Annotated in this window: 17 protein-coding genes; 7 read left to right on the top strand and 10 right to left on the bottom strand. The window is 53.8% G+C overall.

Annotation, left to right across the window (positions count from 1 at the left end):
* Positions 1–114 precede the first annotated feature (114 nt).
* The 5 genes from tnpA (at position 115) to glnB (ending at position 5,215) form a co-directional block, all read left to right on the top strand.
* Positions 115–573, top strand: coding sequence for an IS200/IS605 family transposase (gene tnpA / locus OGY68_RS20575; protein ID WP_057069660.1), 459 nt, complete (start codon positions 115–117; stop codon positions 571–573).
* 712 nt (positions 574–1,285) lie between these two features.
* On the top strand, positions 1,286–2,716 hold the full coding sequence (gene qseE / locus OGY68_RS20580) for a two component system sensor histidine kinase QseE/GlrK (RefSeq protein WP_103286014.1): 1,431 nt from the start codon (positions 1,286–1,288) through the stop codon (positions 2,714–2,716).
* 22 nt (positions 2,717–2,738) lie between these two features.
* Positions 2,739–3,482: a two-component system QseEF-associated lipoprotein QseG gene (qseG, locus tag OGY68_RS20585; protein WP_032944248.1), complete on the top strand. Its 744-nt coding sequence runs from the start codon at positions 2,739–2,741 to the stop codon at positions 3,480–3,482.
* Entirely contained in the window at positions 3,482–4,816 is a 1,335-nt protein-coding gene (gene glrR, locus OGY68_RS20590) for a two-component system response regulator GlrR (RefSeq protein ID WP_304502732.1), read from the top strand. The genes qseG and glrR overlap by 1 nt, the downstream gene beginning before the upstream one ends.
* 60 nt (positions 4,817–4,876) lie before the next feature.
* Entirely contained in the window at positions 4,877–5,215 is a 339-nt protein-coding gene (gene glnB / locus OGY68_RS20595; protein WP_002914032.1) for a nitrogen regulatory protein P-II, read from the top strand.
* Between the two features lie 101 nt (positions 5,216–5,316).
* On the opposite strand, the gene hmpA is transcribed toward glnB, so the two are convergent.
* Positions 5,317–6,507, bottom strand: coding sequence for an NO-inducible flavohemoprotein (gene hmpA / locus OGY68_RS20600; RefSeq protein ID WP_008785485.1), 1,191 nt, complete (start codon positions 6,505–6,507; stop codon positions 5,317–5,319).
* A gap of 326 nt (positions 6,508–6,833) precedes the next feature.
* Between hmpA and glyA the strand changes: the two genes are divergently transcribed.
* Complete coding sequence (gene glyA, locus OGY68_RS20605; RefSeq protein WP_286617483.1) at positions 6,834–8,087, top strand: serine hydroxymethyltransferase; 1,254 nt, start codon at positions 6,834–6,836, stop codon at positions 8,085–8,087.
* A gap of 92 nt (positions 8,088–8,179) precedes the next feature.
* Here glyA and hcaD read toward each other — a convergent pair whose 3' ends face one another.
* From hcaD to hcaE, 5 genes are read right to left on the bottom strand one after another with little or no spacing between them, the layout of a single operon-like run.
* Entirely contained in the window at positions 8,180–9,382 is a 1,203-nt protein-coding gene (gene hcaD / locus OGY68_RS20610) for a phenylpropionate dioxygenase ferredoxin reductase subunit (protein ID WP_057067877.1), read from the bottom strand.
* Between the two features lie 9 nt (positions 9,383–9,391).
* Complete coding sequence (gene hcaB, locus OGY68_RS20615) at positions 9,392–10,204, bottom strand: 3-phenylpropionate-dihydrodiol/cinnamic acid-dihydrodiol dehydrogenase (RefSeq protein WP_057067879.1); 813 nt, start codon at positions 10,202–10,204, stop codon at positions 9,392–9,394.
* Positions 10,201–10,521, bottom strand: coding sequence for a 3-phenylpropionate/cinnamic acid dioxygenase ferredoxin subunit (gene hcaC / locus OGY68_RS20620; protein WP_032944244.1), 321 nt, complete (start codon positions 10,519–10,521; stop codon positions 10,201–10,203). The genes hcaB and hcaC overlap by 4 nt, the downstream gene beginning before the upstream one ends.
* Complete coding sequence (hcaF, locus tag OGY68_RS20625; RefSeq protein ID WP_032944241.1) at positions 10,521–11,039, bottom strand: 3-phenylpropionate/cinnamic acid dioxygenase subunit beta; 519 nt, start codon at positions 11,037–11,039, stop codon at positions 10,521–10,523. The genes hcaC and hcaF overlap by 1 nt, the downstream gene beginning before the upstream one ends.
* Positions 11,036–12,397: a 3-phenylpropionate/cinnamic acid dioxygenase subunit alpha gene (gene hcaE, locus OGY68_RS20630; RefSeq protein WP_032944240.1), complete on the bottom strand. Its 1,362-nt coding sequence runs from the start codon at positions 12,395–12,397 to the stop codon at positions 11,036–11,038. The genes hcaF and hcaE overlap by 4 nt, the downstream gene beginning before the upstream one ends.
* Positions 12,398–12,532: 135 nt before the next feature.
* Here hcaE and hcaR point away from each other — a divergent pair, with 135 nt between their 5' ends.
* Positions 12,533–13,414 carry a DNA-binding transcriptional regulator HcaR gene (gene hcaR, locus OGY68_RS20635; RefSeq protein ID WP_057067882.1) on the top strand — a complete coding sequence of 294 codons (882 nt, stop codon included), beginning with the start codon at positions 12,533–12,535 and terminating at the stop codon, positions 13,412–13,414.
* Between the two features lie 4 nt (positions 13,415–13,418).
* Here hcaR and OGY68_RS20640 read toward each other — a convergent pair whose 3' ends face one another.
* From OGY68_RS20640 to OGY68_RS20655, 4 genes are all read right to left on the bottom strand, one after another.
* On the bottom strand, positions 13,419–14,501 hold the full coding sequence (locus OGY68_RS20640) for a fimbrial protein (protein ID WP_057067884.1): 1,083 nt from the start codon (positions 14,499–14,501) through the stop codon (positions 13,419–13,421).
* Positions 14,492–16,987 carry a fimbria/pilus outer membrane usher protein gene (locus tag OGY68_RS20645; RefSeq protein ID WP_057067886.1) on the bottom strand — a complete coding sequence of 832 codons (2,496 nt, stop codon included), beginning with the start codon at positions 16,985–16,987 and terminating at the stop codon, positions 14,492–14,494. The genes OGY68_RS20640 and OGY68_RS20645 overlap by 10 nt, the downstream gene beginning before the upstream one ends.
* A gap of 42 nt (positions 16,988–17,029) precedes the next feature.
* Positions 17,030–17,722: a fimbrial biogenesis chaperone gene (locus tag OGY68_RS20650; RefSeq protein WP_032944234.1), complete on the bottom strand. Its 693-nt coding sequence runs from the start codon at positions 17,720–17,722 to the stop codon at positions 17,030–17,032.
* An 83-nt stretch (positions 17,723–17,805) separates the two neighbouring features.
* A complete protein-coding gene (locus OGY68_RS20655) occupies positions 17,806–18,384 on the bottom strand; it encodes a fimbrial protein (RefSeq protein ID WP_008785473.1) in 579 nt (192 codons plus the stop codon).
* Positions 18,385–18,525: the final 141 nt, after the last annotated feature.

An 18,525-nucleotide genomic window follows, 5' to 3' on the forward strand; every position in this document is an offset into this window, starting at 1 on the left:
GGTTCCGGAAAGCTTTCAGCTTTGGGCCAGTTATTAAAACCCCTTTTGATTTGTTAAAACACCTTGCGGTCTGGCAACTGCAAGGGTTAAACAAGAAATCAAAAGGGGGTCCCAATGGGGGACGAAAAGAGCTTAGCGCACACCCGATGGAACTGTAAATATCACATAGTTTTTGCGCCCAAATACCGAAGACAAGCATTCTACGGGGAGAAACGTAGGGCGATAGGCAGCATCTTAAGAAAGCTGTGTGAGTGGAAAAACGTGCGGATCCTGGAAGCGGAATGCTGTGCAGATCATATCCATATGCTTGTGGAAATCCCGCCCAAAATGAGCGTATCCGGTTTTATGGGTTATCTGAAAGGTAAAAGCAGTCTGATGTTGTATGAGCAGTTTGGTGATATGAAGTTTAAATACAGGAACAGGGAGTTCTGGTGTCGTGGGTATTACGTAGATACGGTGGGTAAGAACACAGCAAGGATACAGGAATACATAAAGCACCAGCTTGCAGAGGATAAAATGGGCGAGCAGTTATCGATCCCTTATCCGGGTAGCCCGTTTACGGGCCGTAAGTAACGAAGTCTGATGCAAATGTCAGATCGTATGCGCCTGTTAGGGCGCGGCTGGTAACAGAGCCTTATAGGCGCATCAGAAAAACCTCCGGCTATGCCGGAGGATATTTATTGTCTGCCGGATGGAACCCGCCTGATGACGCTACGCTTATCAGGCCTACAGGGAAAATGCGGTTGTAGGCCGGATAAGGCGTTCACGCCGCCATCCGGCAATAAACTCAGCGCTTGCACTTAAAAGTAAAGTGTCGGGAAATGCCGACATGGATATGGTTGTGGTGTCGTCAAAAAGAGACGTTTAATTATTTGATTTAATAAGTATTTGTTTTTAAGTACTGCAAGTGTTGCTGATTGACGACAGAAAGAACAAAAAACAGCCAGAATTGTTATTTGTGAAAATAATGATATTTTTCATACTTATCATTGTGTTAATAAAGTGTTTTGAATATTGGCACAGATGCTGCATAATATTAACCAGTGGCTCATTCACCTTCTTATGTCAGCCCCTTCGGGACGTGCTACATAAACTTCGAATGACGCACAACAAGGTGCCTGCCGTCCAACATCTGATATTAGCATTGCTCATATCAACCTCCGGGCGAAACGTCGAGTTAGGCACCGCCTTATTCCATAACAAAGCCGGGTTAATCCCGGCTTTGTTGTATCTGGCGTTCCCCTCAGTTAGCATCAATCTATTCCTGTCCATTGAGAGTAACGCCTTGAAGCGCTGGTCAGTTTTTCCCCGATCTTTACGTCAATTGGTGACGTTGGCCTTCTTGCTTATCCTGCTGCCGTTGTTAGTTCTGGCCTGGCAGGCATGGCAAAGTCTGAATGCCCTGAGCGCGCAGGCTGCGCTGACAAACCGCACCACGCTGATTGATGCCAGACGCAGCGAGGCGATGACCAACGTCGCGCTGGAGATGGAGCGCAGCTATCGGCAATACTGCGTGCTTGATGACCCAACATTGGCCAGGGTCTACCAAAGCCAACGTAAACGCTACAGCGACATGCTGGATGCGCATGCGGGGGTGTTGCCGGATACCAAGCTCTACCAGGCGTTGCGTCAGGATCTTAACGATCTCGCGCAGTTGCAGTGTAAAAACAGTGGTCCTGACAGTGTGTCGGCTGCACGGCTGGAAGCGTTCGCCAATGCCAATACCGAGATGGTGCAAGCGACGCGTACCGTGGTCTTTTCTCGTGGGCAGCAGTTACAGCAGGAAATAGCCGAACGCGGGCAGTTTTTTGGCTGGCAGGCACTGGTGCTGTTTCTCGTCAGCCTGGCGATGGTCTTGCTGTTTACCCGCATGATTATCGGCCCGGTGAAGGGCATTGAACGGATGATCAACTGTCTGGGAGAAGGGCGCTCGCTGGGGGATAGCGTATTATTTACCGGGCCACGGGAATTGAGATCCGTGGGGCAGCGTATCATCTGGTTAAGCGAACGTCTCTCCTGGCTTGAGTCGCAACGGCATCAGTTTTTACGCCATCTTTCCCATGAGCTGAAAACACCGCTGGCGAGCATGCGCGAAGGTACCGAATTGTTGGCCGATCAGGTGGTTGGCCCGTTAACACCGGAGCAAAAAGAGGTGGTCGGTATTCTGGATGACAGCAGCCGTAACCTGCAAAAGCTGATTGAACAACTCCTCGATTACAACCGCAAGCTGGCGGATGACGAGGTGGAACTTGAAAGTGTGGAAATCGCGCCGCTGGTGGAAAGCGTTGTTTCTGCGCATAGCCTGCCCGCTCGCGCCAAAATGATACATACTGATGTTGCGCTTGCGGTGAACACTTGCCTGGCAGAACCGATGCTGTTGATGAGCGTGCTGGACAATCTTTATTCCAATGCGGTGCACTATGGTGCTGAATCCGGTAACATTTGGATCCGCAGCAGTTTGCATGGCTCAACGGTATACATCGATGTAATGAATACCGGCACACCGATTCCAGAAGCAGAACAGACCATGATCTTCGAGCCTTTTTTCCAGGGGAGTCATCAGCGAAAAGGGGCGGTAAAAGGAAGCGGGTTGGGGCTAAGCATTGCCAGAGATTGCATCCGCCGTATGCGGGGCAAGCTGTATCTGGTTGATGACCATGCGCAAAACGTTTGTTTTCGCATAGAACTGCCGCTAGCTGCTGCGAAAAATCACTAAAATAAACCTAAGTCTGGTGAGTATGCCATACGTTGTTGTCCGAATGCTTAAACGACATTTTCTTCGTCGCGTCATCCTCGCAAGCCTGCCGTGCCTGGCGCTGGTTGGTTGTGTCCCGAACGCGGTGAATCATATTATCGGCGATCCCTCGCAGGAGAAAATTCCGCCTAATCAACTGGCGGACTACCTTGCAACCGACTGTACGGATATCTGGTCGCTGTCTGGCCAGTCTACAGAAACCAATCCGTTGTACTGGCTGCGGGCGATGGATTGTGCCAATCGCCTGATGCCGGTGCAGGCGCGTAGTGAAGCCAGCACCCTGATGGCAGATACCTGGCAGGGCGCTTTCAGGCGTGGGATCCTGCTCGATAATGCCAACATTACGCCGCCTGAAAGGCGGGAGGCTGTTACGCGCCTCGATGCGTTAAGCCCGCAAATTCCGCCGCAGGTACGCCCGCTGTATCAGGTCTGGCGCAGCAGCCAAACGTTGCAGTTGCAGCTTGCCGAAGAGCGTATGCGCTACAGTAAACTCCAGCAGGCGTCCGACAGCGATCTCGATACGCTGCGTCAACAGCAGCAGCATTTGCAGTCCCAGCTCGATCTCACGACCCGCAAGCTGGAGAATCTGACCGATATTGAGCGCCAGCTTTCCACGCGCAAACCTGGCGGTAACTACAATCCTGATGCGCTGCACGGGAACGATAAACTCACTACGCCTGATAACGAAGAAGGCGCAGCGCCGTCTGCCGATGAGGTTACGCCATGATAAGCCGTAAGCCCGCGCATCTGCTGCTGGTGGATGACGATCCGGGCCTGTTGAAATTACTTGGAATGCGACTGACCAGCGAAGGCTACAGCGTCGTGACCGCGGAAAGTGGGCAGGAAGGGTTACGGGTGCTGAACCGTGAAAAAGTGGATCTGGTTATTAGCGATCTGCGCATGGATGAAATGGATGGCATGCAGCTGTTTACTGAAATCCAGAAAGTACAGCCTGGAATGCCGGTGATTATCCTGACCGCTCACGGCTCCATCCCGGACGCTGTTGCGGCGACCCAGCAAGGGGTGTTCAGTTTCCTCACTAAACCAGTCGACAAGGACGCGTTATATCACGCGATTGACGGGGCGCTGGAACAGTCTGCGCCCGCCACCGATGACAGCTGGCGCGAATCTATCGTTACCCGCAGCCCGCTGATGCTACGCCTGCTGGAACAGGCGCGGATGGTGGCGCAATCGGACGTTAGCGTCTTGATTAACGGCCAAAGCGGAACCGGGAAAGAAGTTTTCGCTCAGGCTATTCACAACGCCAGCCCACGCAGCCAAAAACCTTTCATTGCCATTAACTGCGGTGCGTTGCCGGAACAACTGCTGGAATCAGAACTGTTTGGTCATGCGCGGGGGGCTTTTACCGGTGCGGTGAGCAATCGTGAAGGGCTGTTTCAGGCCGCGGAAGGCGGCACGCTGTTCCTCGATGAGATTGGCGATATGCCAGCGCCGTTACAGGTGAAACTGCTGCGCGTATTGCAGGAACGAAAAGTCAGACCGTTGGGCAGTAACCGCGATATCGACATTGATGTGCGGATCGTGTCTGCAACCCACCGCGATTTACCCAAAGCGATGGCACGGGGCGAATTTCGCGAGGATTTATACTATCGCCTCAATGTGGTGAGCCTGAAGATCCCTGCGCTGGCCGAGCGTACGGAAGATATTCCGCTGCTGGCGAACCATCTGCTGCGCCAGTCTGCTGAACGGCACAAACCGTTCGTACGCGCCTTTTCAACCGATGCCATGAAGCGGTTAATGACCGCCAGCTGGCCGGGCAACGTGCGTCAGCTGGTCAACGTAATTGAGCAGTGCGTGGCGTTGACCTCTTCGCCGGTGATCAGCGACGCGCTGGTGGAGCAGGCGCTGGAAGGGGAAAACACCGCGCTGCCGACCTTTGTTGAGGCGCGTAACCAGTTTGAGCTCAACTATCTGCGTAAGCTGCTGCAAATCACCAAGGGCAATGTGACCCACGCGGCAAGAATGGCGGGGCGCAACCGCACCGAATTCTATAAATTGCTTTCTCGGCACGAGCTGGATGCAAACGATTTCAAAGAATAAATCTGCGGATTATGTTAGCTTTATTCGATCAAAAGACAGGCGACCTTTTCAAGGAATAGCATGAAAAAGATTGATGCGATTATTAAACCCTTCAAGCTGGACGACGTCCGCGAAGCGCTGGCAGAAGTCGGCATTACCGGTATGACTGTGACAGAAGTGAAAGGTTTTGGCCGTCAGAAAGGCCATACCGAGCTGTACCGTGGTGCGGAATATATGGTGGATTTTCTGCCGAAGGTAAAAATTGAAATTGTGGTTACCGACGACATCGTCGATACCTGCGTCGACACCATTATCCGTACTGCCCAGACCGGCAAGATCGGTGACGGTAAGATTTTTGTCTTCGACGTGGCACGCGTTATTCGTATTCGTACCGGTGAAGAAGACGACGCGGCAATCTAAGCCGCGCCGTTAATTTGTAGGCCTGATAAGCGCAGCGCATCAGGCAGAGTGATTGCCGGATGGCGGCGTAAACGCCTTATCCGGCCTACTTGCGTAACACATTACAAGACTTTGTGCGGGCCAAAGCACTCGTAATGAATGTTCTCGTTTTTCACGCCCAGACCGACCAGCTGCTTCGCGGCGAACTGCATGAAACCAACCGGACCGCACAGATAAAACTGCATCGCCGGATCGCTGATTGCGCTTTCCAGTTTGTTCAAATCCATCAGACCTACGCTATCAAAGGCACCTTTCGCACGATCGGCTTCGGTTGGCTCACGATACCAGGTGTGTGCGCTAAAGCGTGGCAGCGTTTTGCCGAGTTCATTAACTTCATCAGCGAAGGCATGCACGTCACCATTTTCTGCCGCATGGAACCAGTTAACCTGCGCCGTATGCTGCGCTTTTGCCAGCGTATCCAGCATCGCCAGCATTGGGGTTTGTCCCACGCCCGCGGAGATCAGAGATACCGGGGTGTCGGTCGCAACGTCCATAAAGAAATCGCCCGCAGGTGCGGCCAGGTGAACAACGTCGCCAACATTCGCATGGTTGTGCAGCCAGGTTGAAACCTGACCACCGTCCTCACGCTTAACCGCAATACGGTAGCCTTTGCCATCGGGTTTACGGGTCAGTGAGTACTGACGAATTTCCTGATGCGGGAAACCTTCCGGCTTTAACCAGACGCCCAGATATTGCCCCGGATGATATTCAGCTACTGCGCCACCGTCGACAGGTTCAAATTCAAAGCTGGTGATAAGTGCACTGCGTGGGGTTTTTGCCACGATGCGGAAAGGACGGGTACCTTCCCAGCCGCCATTTTTATTGGCATTTTCGCTGTAGATTTGCGCTTCACGGTTGATGAAAACGTTCGCCAGCACACCGTATGCTTTGCCCCACGCATCCAGAACTTCCTGGCCTGGGCTGAACATTTCGTCCAGCGTTGCCAGTAAATGGCCACCCACGATGTTGTACTGCTCGGGTTTAATCTGGAAGCTGGTATGCTTCTGTGCGATTTTCTCAACAGCCGGCAACAGTGCCGCCAGGTTTTCGATATTGCTGGCATACGCGGCAATAGCGTTAAACAGCGCTTCACGCTGATCGCCATTACGCTGATTACTCATGTTGAAGATTTCTTTCAGCTCTGGGTTATGCGTAAACATGCGGTCGTAGAAATGGGCGGTCAGCTTCGGGCCTGTTTCAACCAGCAGGGGAATGGTGGCTTTCACTGTAGCGATGGTTTGTGCGTCAAGCATACGGTCTTCCTTTATCTGAGACTTTAATGATGTATGTCAAATACATCTTATAAAAAATACCCCTGCATTGTAAATGGTTCTTTGTAACTTTGCGTTGTAAAGGTTACATCGTGAAAAATCTGCATCACAAACCTGAAAAGAAATCCGTTGAAATTCAGCAGACCTTTGTTCTCCAAAGCCTTGCGTACCTTGAAGGTAATCGTTTGCGTAAAATCCTTTGTCAAGACCTGTTATCGAAGAATGATTCGGTTATACTGTTCGCCGTTGTCCTACGGACCGCCTTTTAAGGCCGAAAATTTTATTGTTAGCTGAGTCAGGAGATGCGGATGTTAAAGCGTGAAATGAACATTGCCGATTATGATGCCGAACTGTGGCAGGCTATGGAGCAGGAAAAAGTACGTCAGGAAGAGCACATCGAACTGATCGCCTCCGAAAACTACACCAGCCCGCGTGTTATGCAGGCGCAGGGTTCTCAGCTGACCAACAAATATGCTGAAGGTTATCCGGGCAAGCGCTACTACGGCGGTTGCGAGTACGTTGATATCGTTGAGCAACTGGCTATCGATCGCGCAAAAGAGCTGTTTGGCGCTGACTACGCTAACGTACAACCGCACTCCGGCTCTCAGGCTAACTTTGCTGTTTACACCGCTCTGCTGCAACCGGGCGATACCGTTCTGGGTATGAACCTGGCACAAGGCGGCCACCTGACTCACGGCTCCCCGGTTAACTTCTCCGGCAAACTGTACAACATCATCCCTTACGGTATTGATGAGTCCGGCCAAATTGACTACGAAGACATGGCGAAGCAGGCCAAAGAGCACAAACCGAAGATGATCATCGGTGGCTTCTCTGCTTACTCCGGCGTTGTTGACTGGGCAAAAATGCGCGAAATCGCCGACAGCATCGGTGCATATCTGTTCGTCGATATGGCGCACGTTGCAGGTCTGATTGCCGCAGGCGTTTATCCGAACCCGGTTCCACACGCACACGTTGTGACCACCACCACCCACAAAACCCTGGCAGGTCCACGCGGTGGCCTGATCCTGGCGAAAGGCGGTGACGAAGAGCTGTACAAAAAACTGAACTCCGCTGTGTTCCCAAGCGCGCAGGGCGGCCCGCTGATGCACGTGATCGCGGCGAAAGCTGTGGCGCTGAAAGAAGCGATGGAGCCTGAGTTCAAGGTTTACCAACAGCAGGTTGCCAAAAACGCCAAAGCGATGGTGGAAGTGTTCCTGAACCGTGGCTACAAAGTGGTTTCTGGCGGTACTGAAAACCACCTGTTCCTGCTGGATCTGGTTGATAAAAACCTGACCGGTAAAGAAGCTGACGCCGCGCTGGGCCGTGCTAACATCACCGTTAACAAAAACAGCGTACCGAACGATCCGAAGAGCCCGTTTGTGACTTCCGGTATCCGTATCGGTTCTCCGGCTGTGACTCGCCGTGGCTTTAAAGAAGCTGAAGTGAAAGAGCTGGCTGGCTGGATGTGTGACGTTCTGGACAACATCAATGACGAAGCTGTTATCGAGCGCGTCAAAGGTAAAGTGCTGGATATCTGTGCACGTTTCCCGGTTTACGCGTAAGTAATACGGATTGCCGGATGGTGGTGTAAACACCTTATCCGGCCTACAGGTAACTCACATGTAGGCCCGATAAACGAAGTGCCATCCGGCAGTTATATTGACTTAAGCAAGATTGTTTCATCGATTAAAGTCGCCACTGGCGGCTTTTTCTTTGCCTGAATCCATTTTCTCAATAAACGTATTTCTCGGCCCTGATTCAACGTTACTGCCCCAACAATCACGCCATCCTGTAGGTTAAACCATATTGCTTTCTGCGCATCAGGATCGCCGCGTAGGAGCCAGTTCTCACCCTGCATTTCGCCGACAAACTGTAGATTATCACGGTACTGATCGGTCCAGAACCAGCCCGGCGTTGCTGCTGGCTGCGGTTGATTGAGCATCGCGGCGGCGGCAACCTGTGCCTGAAAATTGGCGTTTTCCCAGCTTTCCACGCGTACTAACGAACCGTCAGCCTGGCGCGTTATCGCTACGTCACCGGCGGCGAAAATCGCGGGATCGGAGGTGGTGCAGGCGGTATCAACGATAATGCCGTTCGCCGTCTCCAGCCCCGCTTCGCGGGCCAGCATATCGTTCGCCACGATACCGATGCCATAGATCACCGCATCAGCGGTGAGAGTTTCGCCGTTTTGTAGCCTGAGCGAGAGAGACTCTCCTGCTTCGACATGCTCTATAGCGCTGTTAAGCAATACCCGCACGCCCGCAAGTTGGTGGCGGGCTAGCAGGTAGTCGCGCACCGGAGCAGGCGCGTTGCGGCCCATGACCGTTGGCGTCAGCTCCACCACCGTCACCTGACAGCCGCGTTGAGTCGCGCTGGCCGCCAGTTCCAGACCAATGGTGCCCGCACCGACAATGACAATCGACTTGCCCGGCAATAAATTGTCGCGCAGGCGCTCGGCATCGCCCGCGTGGCGCAGGGTGAAGCAACGATCGCCCAGCTTATCTAGTTGCGGAAGGGGGCGTGCCGCAGCGCCCGTCGCAATCAGTAGCCGATCCCATGGATAACTCTGCCCATTAGCCAGCACCAACTGATGCGTTTGGCGGCCGAGCGTCTGCACAGTAACCCCCAGATGCAGCTGTACGTTGTGTTCCCGCCACCAGTCAGCGGGGAGTATCGGCTGAAGTTGCGGATTGTCGTCCAGTAGCATCGCTTTGGAGAGCGGTGGGCGTTCATAGGGCAGATGCTGCTCATCGGAAAACAGGTGTAATTCGCCGTCAAAACCTTGTTGGCGCAGTGCAGCGGTAGCCATAGCCGCCGCCTGACCGCCGCCGACGATAGCAATAGTTTTTGGGTTCATAACGCCTCCTCAGAGATCCAGTCCGGCGGCGACGTGACGAATACCGCGAATACCCAGACCGGCGTCGGCATTGATCATCACGCCGCTCAATGTGCGGTTGCTGCGCTTTGACGCCAGCATCACATACGGGCCGGTAAAATCCGCCGGCTCCGGGAAAAATTGTAGTGGCAAAATAGCGGCGATTTTTTCCGGCGTCAGCGACTGCATAATCGATGTATCGTTTTGTCCCAGCGCCTGCGGGCCGCGTAGATCTGTCGCCATACCGCATGGACCGACACCGTTAACACGAATCTTTGGTGCCAGCTCGTATGCCAGCTGGCGAATCAGCCCGGTAGCCGCATGTTTGCTGGCGGTATACAGCGGGCCGCCGCCGCCGGGATACCACGACGCATTGGATAGGGTAAAGATGATGCTGCCTTCGCTGGCGATAAGTGCAGGGGCACAGGCTTTCGCGCCCAGCAGATAGCCCAGCACGTTGACGTTAAACAGCTCATGAAAGCCGCTCTCCAGCGCATCCGCAGGCGTATTGACCAACGAGGCGTTGTGATCCCATATCCCCGCATTTCCGATAAAACAGTCCAGCGTACCGTAATGCGTCAGGATTTGATCTACCGCGCGCTGATAGTCGGCGTAGCAGGTGACGTTGCCTTCGATTGCCAGCACATGTTCGCCAAAGCGCTGACGCAGGCTGGCAACTTTAGCTGGCGACAGCTCCAGCGTGGCGACCCGCGCACCTTCTTCGATGAAACGCTCGACCAGCGCCAGACCAAGACCGGAGCCGCCGCCGGTGATAAAGACAACGTTATCGCGTAAATCGCTCATCTTGCGTCCTCTGGAATATCAACAAACACATCGCTACCGTCTACATATACCGCGTAGGTGGTGAGCGCGTCGGTCGCGGGTAAGCACAACGCCTTGCCGGTTTTCAGGCAAAAACTGGCGGCATGCAGCGGGCATTCCACCGTAGCGTCGTCTTCCAGATAGCCTTCCGACATCGAGGCGTTACCGTGGCTACAGCGATCGTTAATGGCATAGAACTCGCCGCCAACGTTGAACAGCGCGATGACGGGCGAGGTATCAAGCCGGAGCGCTTCACCCTCCGGCAAATCCCCTACGGGGCAGGCATAAACACGACTCATCAGAACAGTACACTCAGGTTATGGGAGGTGATCACCGCTTGATCCAGCACGATCTCACGCTCCAGTAAGCGCCACTCATCGCCCGGCAAACGGCGCACTTTGTCTATGCGCATGCCGACGTAAAAGGTTTCATCGCGCTCTTTTTGCGCGCGATACAGCAGATAATTAAGGCGCACGGCAAAGACGTCGGGAACCCCAGTTTCACTGACCTGGCAGTTGCTGATCAGGTGCCGGGTACGCGACGGTGGCTCTTCCGCCCAGGCCATGCCTGTTTCCAGCCGCGCGATACGACGTTCGAGCTGGTCCTTGTTGTCGTTGAAAATCCAGGTGGTCGGCGGCTGCACGCCTTTACGACGATCGCGCGTCTGGGCATTGACCGTCGTACGCATGGTGTAGCGAATGTCTTCATCCAGTTGTGCCAGCCAGTCACGAAACTTCCAGTCATCCAGCAGGCTGGCTTCATGGTAGAGAAACTGTGTAATGCGGTGGTGTAGTTCCTGAGAAACTAAGGTGCTCATTTCATCACCTCCTGCTGGTAAGCGGCGGTTTTTTCCTGCACTTCCTGCCAGCTTTCGCTGCTGAGTAAATCGGCCCAGCGCTGATACATGCCGCGCGCGGCGGTTTCCGAAAAGATGTAGTTGGTGATCCCCGGAATGCCGTCTTCACGACGTTTCTCCTGGCCAAGCCCCATTTCCAGACACAACTTGGTGTTGCGTGCGCGGTGACCCTTCAGCAGTTTTTGAATTTCACACCAGTTTTCCGAGTCGTCCTGCTCCAGGAATCCGGCGGGGCCAAAGGCGCGCGTGGCGCTGTTTTCAAACGCAGCTTTCACTTCATCAGAGGCGGCTTTATCGGTAATACAGAATGCCCATACTTCAACTTGATCCGGTCCGCGCGGATGCCAGACCCTTAAGGTGGCAGTACCGTTGAGCCAGGAAAGCGTTGGGAAAATGTTGTTGTGACCGGCCAGACGCAGGGCGCGAACTTTACCCAGACGCTGCTCGGCTTCCGCGTAGGTGTCGCGGTAATAGCTGGAGACTTCGCCGTCGACCCAGACGTTGGCATCGGGATTTTCGGTAAAGAAAAATCCGCTACCGTGGCCATCCTGACCGAACTGTAGCGCGTCTTTGGCGGTTTCCCACACCGGGCGGGCGGTTTGTCCGTCGCCCAGGCGTTTGTCGCTGCCGTCGTCTTTTGCCCCCAGCACCTGCACGGCCGAGGCATGGCTGAACAGCGCGTGATACTGGTCGCTGGCAAACTGTTCGGCGGGGAATTTCCAGTTACAATCGATGGTCCACTTTTGTACGCCACCGACGATTTCGGTGCCGCCTTCACGACGATCCAGCACACCGTCGAGATACCAGGCGATGTCGCCGAGATAATCGCGCAGCGCAGGCGCGGAGGTATCCCAGTTGCCGAAAATCAGTCCCTTGTAGCTCTCTACGCCAGGAACTTCGTTCAGCCCCCAGTGCGATTTGCACAGCCCTTGCGGGTAGGCGCGCGGTTCCAGCGGAACGTCGATCAGCTCGCCGTTAATGCCGTACGACCAGCCGTGATACGGGCAGGTGAAGGCGCGGGTATTGCCGCAGTCGGCGTAACTGACGCGCATAGCGCGGTGGCGACACTGGTTGAGAAACGCTTTGATGCTGCCGTCTTTCTGGCGAACCACCACAACTGCATCCTCGCCCATGTAGGTGTTAAAAAAATCACCGGGTTTGGGGATTTGGCTTTCGTGGGCGAGAAATAACCAGCAGCGTCCGAAGATGCGTTCCAGCTCCAGTTGGTAAATTTCAGGGTCGGTATAAATTCGTGGGGTTACGCGACCGTTTTGCGTGTCGATCAGTTGGTAGATGTCTAAATTTGAGGGTGTGGTCATATTTTTTAATCCTGAAAGCTAAGATGTATTGACCTTCTTTTTTTGTACCTTAAGGATGTTGCTGGTTAGTTATCAATCTGTGAAATAGTAAATTTCTACCAGTTGAGACATTTTTTCGATAACAAGGAGAAGGGCATGGAACTGAGGCACTTACGCTATTTCGTAGCGGTGGCGCAGGCGCTGAATTTCACCCGAGCGGCAGAAAAGCTGCATACCTCTCAGCCGTCGTTAAGCAGCCAGGTCCGCGATCTGGAAACGTGCGTGGGCGTTCCGTTGCTGGTGCGGGATAAACGAAAAGTTGCGCTGACGGCGGCGGGAGAGTGCTTTTTGCAAGATGCGCTGGCGATCCTCGAACAGGCGGAAAACGCCAAAATTCGTGCCCGTAAAACGGTGCAGGAAGATAATCATTTTGCCATCGGTTTTGTCCCTTCCGCAGAGGTAAATCTGCTGCCGAAGGTGCTGCCTTTGTTTCGTTTAAAACAGCCTGATACGCACATTGAGCTGGTGAGTCTGATTACCACCGAACAGGAAGAGAAGATCCTGAGTGGAGAGCTGGATGTGGGCTTAATGCGCCACCCGGTGTACAGCCCGGATCTCGATTATCTGGAGCTGATTCATGAGCCGTTAGTAGTGGTTTTACCGGTGAATCATCCGTTAGCTAATGAGCAAGCAATCTCCGCGGAACAACTACACGGCGTGAATTTTGTCAGCACCGATCCGGCCTACTCCGGTGCGTTAGCGATGATTGTCAAAAACTGGTTTCAGCAGCAAAAAAGCCAGCCCAACATTGTGCAGGTAGCAACCAACATTCTGGTGACCATGAACCTGGTCGGCATGGGGCTGGGGGTGACTTTGATACCCGGTTATATGAATAATTTTAATACCGGACAGGTGGTTTTCCGCCCTATTGTTGGCGATGTTCCGACCATTGCGCTGTTGATGGCGTGGAAAAAAGGCGAGCTAAAGCCCGCCCTGCAGCATTTTATCGAACTGGCTCAGCGCCAGCCGATGTTGTGAGCCATTATTTCACGAGAACGGTGATGGTCGCGGTACCGCTAAATTTCCCCGGCGCGGGCGTGCCGCCGAGCATATTAATCGGCCAGGCTTCCAGGTTGATTACTCCCTTGCCGGAAGGATCGATATTGATCAATCCATTTGTGAACGGGACATTGACATGGGTGCCGTCGATACGGGCCATTCTCACACCGATGTCCGGGACGTTATTGGCTTCCTGGCGGCGGGCGACTAACGTGTACTGCTCAATCACATCATCAGCATCAATCCTCATTTCCATGCTATTTTTGATGGTTGAGGTATCACCGCAGTCATAGTGAATGTCAAAATTGACCGGTGTATAGCCGTCCGGCATCTGGTCCTTGGTGGTGAAACGGTTGGCGTTGATAAAACCGAGATCGACCTGAATCACGTCGCCCTGGTTGATTTTACAATCCTGGGGCACGGTGATGCTCCCCTGGATGCGCAGTTCGGCGATATCTTCCATGCTGCTCACCGATGGTGGGGTGGACGAACTGGTCCATCCGGCCTGTACTGAGGCGACCAGGGTGTCTGGAATTACCAGTTCCCCCAGGAAGGGTTTGGTGACGTACAGCGTAAAACGGGTGCTCGCGCCAATGTTTACCGGCGCGGCGCGGATCTCCGCTGGGTCAGCCGTGCACACGCTACCTTTGCTGCTGCTGGGGCTGTAAGAGCCACTTTCCTGGATAGGTTTAGTGTTCTGCGGCGTGACCGCCGTCTTCCCGGGAATGTCATCAACTTCAGTTTTAATATCCAGATTATCATTCAACTGGTAAAAGCCGCTGAGTTTACCGTTTTTAGATAGCGCGCTGGTGACCGTATAGTACAACGCCACTTTGCTACCCGCGCTACAGCTGCAATCGATTTGATAAGCATTGCCTGAGAGCGGCGTTGGCAGTTCCAGCGAGGTTCCCGCGACGTTCTGTGCTTGCGTCCAGTCGCTGGCTATATTGACGTTAAAGCTTCCCGTCGCGGAGCAGGCCCCGGTCACCGCGTAGACCGGGGTGATAGGTAGCGCCAGTAGCGCGGCGGTAATCCCATTTTTCATCCACAGACTCTTTATTGACATAGCGCGTTCCCATTTTGTATTGCGGTGTTGCGAGCAGCATCTTCCGGCAGGCTGAAGGTAAACTGGCATTGTTGATCTGGCTGATTACCCCAGCGCACGGACCAGATCTGCGGCTGGCTGTTTACACCAGTGATATACAGCACGCCACCTTCGTCGACGATGCTCTGCTGCGTCTGACTGCTGGCGATGGCGCCGAAGGGCAGTGCTTTTCCGCGCGCATCGGTGAGTTTCAGCAGTACGCGGTAGCCGGTCTGGGCAATAAAGTGTGCCGTTACGGCGGCACCGCGATTAGGCACTACGGTGCGCACCGTTTCGGTGACGTCGACGTTATCCGGCATCATTGTGGTATCGAGAGAGATGGCGTTTTCCTGATACGCGGTCAGATAGGGGATCACGGCATAGCCAAAATAGTCGGTGGCGATGCCGGGGTAATTTTTCACCCGGATCCCTGCCGCGCCGTTGGCGTCAATCAGCGCAAAGGCATTGCCCAGTGACTGCGACAGGGTCACGCCGTGACGATGGGCGACAATACCGCCAGAGAGGCCGTAGCTCAGTTGGCGGTTATCGCTGCTGTAGTCGTAACCGGCATTCACGGTGCCGTAGGCAGAACGGTAGCTGCCGTACAGACTGCTGCTGCCCGGATCGCCGCCTTCGCTTTGCCGTTGTTTCAGGTTATAGGTCAGCCGACGGTCTTCCAGCAGCGAGCCATTGATGCCCACTTCGTGCTGAGTAGCGCGATCGCGCTGGTCGGTGGTGCGCCAGGTTGCCTGCGCATGCGACATCCAGCGATCCAACGGCACGCTCAGGCTGAGCGACAGCGTACGGTCGTTGTCGCTGTCATGTGAGTCGGTAAACTGGCCGCTGAGGTTATAGCTCACGCCCCACAGATTGCCGTTCAGGCCAATGGACAGATTTTTATCCTGCTGCTCGCGATCCCAGTACTCCTGCTGCGAGCCAGAGGCGTAGAAACTGATACCAGAAAACAACGTCTGGCTGACAGTGAACTGAGCTTCATTGCGCAGGTGATCGCCGCCGTTGATACCCTTCTGGTTGGCGTCGGAGAAGTTGAAATAACCGCTGCTGGTGTAGCGGTAGTAGCTTAGCGACACGCTGGTGCCGCTTTCCGGTAGGTCTTTGATGTACTGGGTGCGCCAGCTGTAGCCATGATAGCTTTCATCGTTATCAAGCTGAGTGTCCGCACGGCTGACGTCCATCGATACTGCCCCCAGAACGCCAAGCGTAGAGCCGAGGCCCAGCGCCAGCGCTCGGTAGTCCTGCGAGGCGTTCAGGCCGCCGTAAAGCGTGAACGCGTTGTTCAGACCATAGCTGGCGGTGCTTTCAAGGAACTCCGGCTCGTGGCTGTCCTGCGAGCTGGCAGCGCGAAAGCGCCCCGCGGTGACGCTGTATTTTAGATAACCCGGTCTTTGCATCTGCGGCAGCGCGGAGAACGGCTGGACGAAATGACGTATGCTGCCGTCGGCTTCTTCGATAGTGACGTCTAAGTCGCCGCTGAACGCCGAAGGGTAGAGATCGTTGATTTCAAAAGCCCCAGCCGGAACGTTGCTTTGATACAGGGTGTAGCCGTTTTGCCGTACCGTCACGATAGCGCTGGAGTTGGCGATGCCGCGAATGGTCGGCGCAAAGCCGCGCTGGCTGTTGGGCAGCATGGTTTCATCAGAGTACAGCCGCACGCCGGTAAACTGATAGCTGGAGAACACCGTGCCTTCGGTGGCGCTCTCGCCTATCACCAACTGCGATTTCAGGCTTTTGATATCCCGTTGTAGCCAGCTATTAATGCTATCCCAACGCGTGTCATTATCGCTGTGCGCCCAGGTCGAGTAATTGCGCAGTCGCCAGGGGCCGATGTTGGCACCATTTTGCATATTCAGATACTGACGCCGATCGCTGTCGTTGTCGTACTGGTTTTGCGAACCGCTAAAGTTGTAGTTGGTGAACAAAACCGGCATCCCGTCGTCCCAGCGTGCAGGATCTACATAGCCGCGGGCGTCACGGTAAAGGGCAATCTGCGGCACGCTGAGATTCAGTCGGCTGTGGTTGATATCAAACTGTGAGATGCTGCCGGGAATCGCCTGCGTCAGGTCGGCTACTATCGTGGCGTTGTCCTGCTCCGCCAACTGTGGATAGTTGTCGATTTTAAAGCCCAGCTCACGCAGTTGCCCGAGGGTGAACTGAGGAATCAACTGGTGGTCTTTACCCGCGACAAACGGCAGCCTACGCTGACCGGTTTTCTTGTTGTTAATATAAATATCAACAATATATTCGCCGGGAAGCTGGGCGTTATTCTGTGAAAATACCGCCAGATCCACCGCCTGCTGGCCGCTTTTCTCCGTTTCCAGAAGGGTTGGGTCAAAGTAGAAGTCACCGGCCCAGGCATGGCCGGAGGCCAGGCATCCGCTGGCGATTGCGCAGTGCAACCAGAAGGCAAGTGGCTTCACGGTTGATAAATTCGGCGTTCTTTGCGTCATATCGCTTGTCATTCCCTGAGAGCTATCATCGTGAGGCGTGGCTTATTGCAGTGTCTGGGTTTCTGTTTTGGTGGTACCGCCATAGTCGTTGATCGCGGCCCACCGCACCGTTTTCCCTGCGGCTGCGGGGACCGCCAGCCGTTTATGCTCGCCGGGAGCGATGTAATCGATTTTATTCGTGAGATCGGTTTTCCCTAACGCAAGACCGGCGAATACGACGTGATAAGCCGATGGGTTATATATATCTAACTCATTATTGCTATATTTATATTCAAGAGATTTATAAGCATCGTACGGCTTGCCGACTAAATTTGTCGGGCGATAAAATAGTTTTATTCGTGTTTTAAATACCAGCGTTAGCGTATTATTATTCGCATCGGTGGTTTGGCTTTTGGCAGGAATAGCACGCACATTAATAAAGAACAACGATTCTTTATCGTTAGCAATATTTTCAGATGATTTTATAATTCGTAATGATGAATCGTTATCAGCATCGAGGCGAAAAAGCGGCGGTGTAATAATAAAGGGGCCTCGTGCGGTTCCCTGTGCATTGTCGACCCACGACTGCAATAAATAAGGCAGACCTTCACTGTGGTTAGCCACCGGCAGCGCGGCCTCTTTTTTCCCGGCATCGTAGATGACACGGGTTCTCTGTAGCACAATACCGCCAGCGAGGCTTTGGCTGACCCAACTGCCCAGCACCAATGCCAAAGCGAGCGCGGTGTTTTTTTTCATCGCTGTTATCCTTAACCTGATGTCAAAAAACGTCTCTTTCCATCCCAGCGGGAAGAAGGGATGGAAAGAGACGGTATACGGGATTAGCGGTAGTCGATGGTGACGTCAACGCTGGCGTTGGCTTCGCCTGGGGAGATCTCTTTAGGATCAACAGTGGAGACGTAATAGGCTTGTAGCCCTACGATAGTGGTGCCATCGGCTTCCGGGGCAAAGCTGATTTTTGAATCAGCCGCGGGCAGCTTATTCAGCACCATCGTTGCGTTGTCGCTGGCTCTTGCGATACGGATGCCCACACCGGTTGCGGCGGTATCCATGCTGCTAACGGCGACCAGATCGTCGTGATCGGCTACAGTGCCGCCAGCGCGCGTTTCCAGCCACAGCTGGAACGAGTTGTCCGTTGTGCCATCAACGTGCTCCCACGGGGAGGCTGGGCAGTTTTCCAACGGAATATTAACCGGAATCGCCGGGCTGGTATCACCGACAGTTTTAAACTGTGCGGCGGCGTAATGACCCAGTTCCACGTTGATGACGTCACCATCGGCGAATTCACAGGTGCTGGTTAGAATTTCACCCGTAAATTCAATTTTACCGTCCGTCGCCCATGCGCTTCCCGCAGAAAGCGCCAGCAAGCTAACCGCTATAGATTTTGCAATTTTGTTCATTAAAGTCCCTCTTATTTGATTAACCTGTTAGCAATTAAATTAATGAAAAGACAAAGATCAAAATTAATTGCTGGGCAATGGTATTCGATATGCGCTGGCAGTCATATTAATAAGTGAGATTTTCAGATTATATTTATTAAA

Source organism: Citrobacter sp. Cpo065 (assembly GCF_030332805.1).
Lineage (GTDB): Bacteria > Pseudomonadota > Gammaproteobacteria > Enterobacterales > Enterobacteriaceae > Citrobacter > Citrobacter portucalensis.

Bases quoted from the DNA above. Each gene is read 5' to 3' on its own strand.
- tnpA (WP_057069660.1), top strand. From the start codon at position 115: ATGGGGGACGAAAAGAGCTTAGCGCACACCCGATGGAACTGTAAATAT.
- qseG (WP_032944248.1), top strand. From the start codon at position 2,739: ATGCCATACGTTGTTGTCCGAATGCTTAAACGACATTTTCTTCGTCGC.
- glnB (WP_002914032.1), top strand. From the start codon at position 4,877: ATGAAAAAGATTGATGCGATTATTAAACCCTTCAAGCTGGACGACGTC.
- hmpA (WP_008785485.1), bottom strand. From the start codon at position 6,507: ATGCTTGACGCACAAACCATCGCTACAGTGAAAGCCACCATTCCCCTG.
- glyA (WP_286617483.1), top strand. From the start codon at position 6,834: ATGTTAAAGCGTGAAATGAACATTGCCGATTATGATGCCGAACTGTGG.
- hcaD (WP_057067877.1), bottom strand. From the start codon at position 9,382: ATGAACCCAAAAACTATTGCTATCGTCGGCGGCGGTCAGGCGGCGGCT.
- hcaB (WP_057067879.1), bottom strand. From the start codon at position 10,204: ATGAGCGATTTACGCGATAACGTTGTCTTTATCACCGGCGGCGGCTCC.
- hcaC (WP_032944244.1), bottom strand. From the start codon at position 10,521: ATGAGTCGTGTTTATGCCTGCCCCGTAGGGGATTTGCCGGAGGGTGAA.
- hcaF (WP_032944241.1), bottom strand. From the start codon at position 11,039: ATGAGCACCTTAGTTTCTCAGGAACTACACCACCGCATTACACAGTTT.
- hcaE (WP_032944240.1), bottom strand. From the start codon at position 12,397: ATGACCACACCCTCAAATTTAGACATCTACCAACTGATCGACACGCAA.
- hcaR (WP_057067882.1), top strand. From the start codon at position 12,533: ATGGAACTGAGGCACTTACGCTATTTCGTAGCGGTGGCGCAGGCGCTG.
- OGY68_RS20640 (WP_057067884.1), bottom strand. From the start codon at position 14,501: ATGTCAATAAAGAGTCTGTGGATGAAAAATGGGATTACCGCCGCGCTA.
- OGY68_RS20645 (WP_057067886.1), bottom strand. From the start codon at position 16,987: ATGACGCAAAGAACGCCGAATTTATCAACCGTGAAGCCACTTGCCTTC.
- OGY68_RS20650 (WP_032944234.1), bottom strand. From the start codon at position 17,722: ATGAAAAAAAACACCGCGCTCGCTTTGGCATTGGTGCTGGGCAGTTGG.
- OGY68_RS20655 (WP_008785473.1), bottom strand. From the start codon at position 18,384: ATGAACAAAATTGCAAAATCTATAGCGGTTAGCTTGCTGGCGCTTTCT.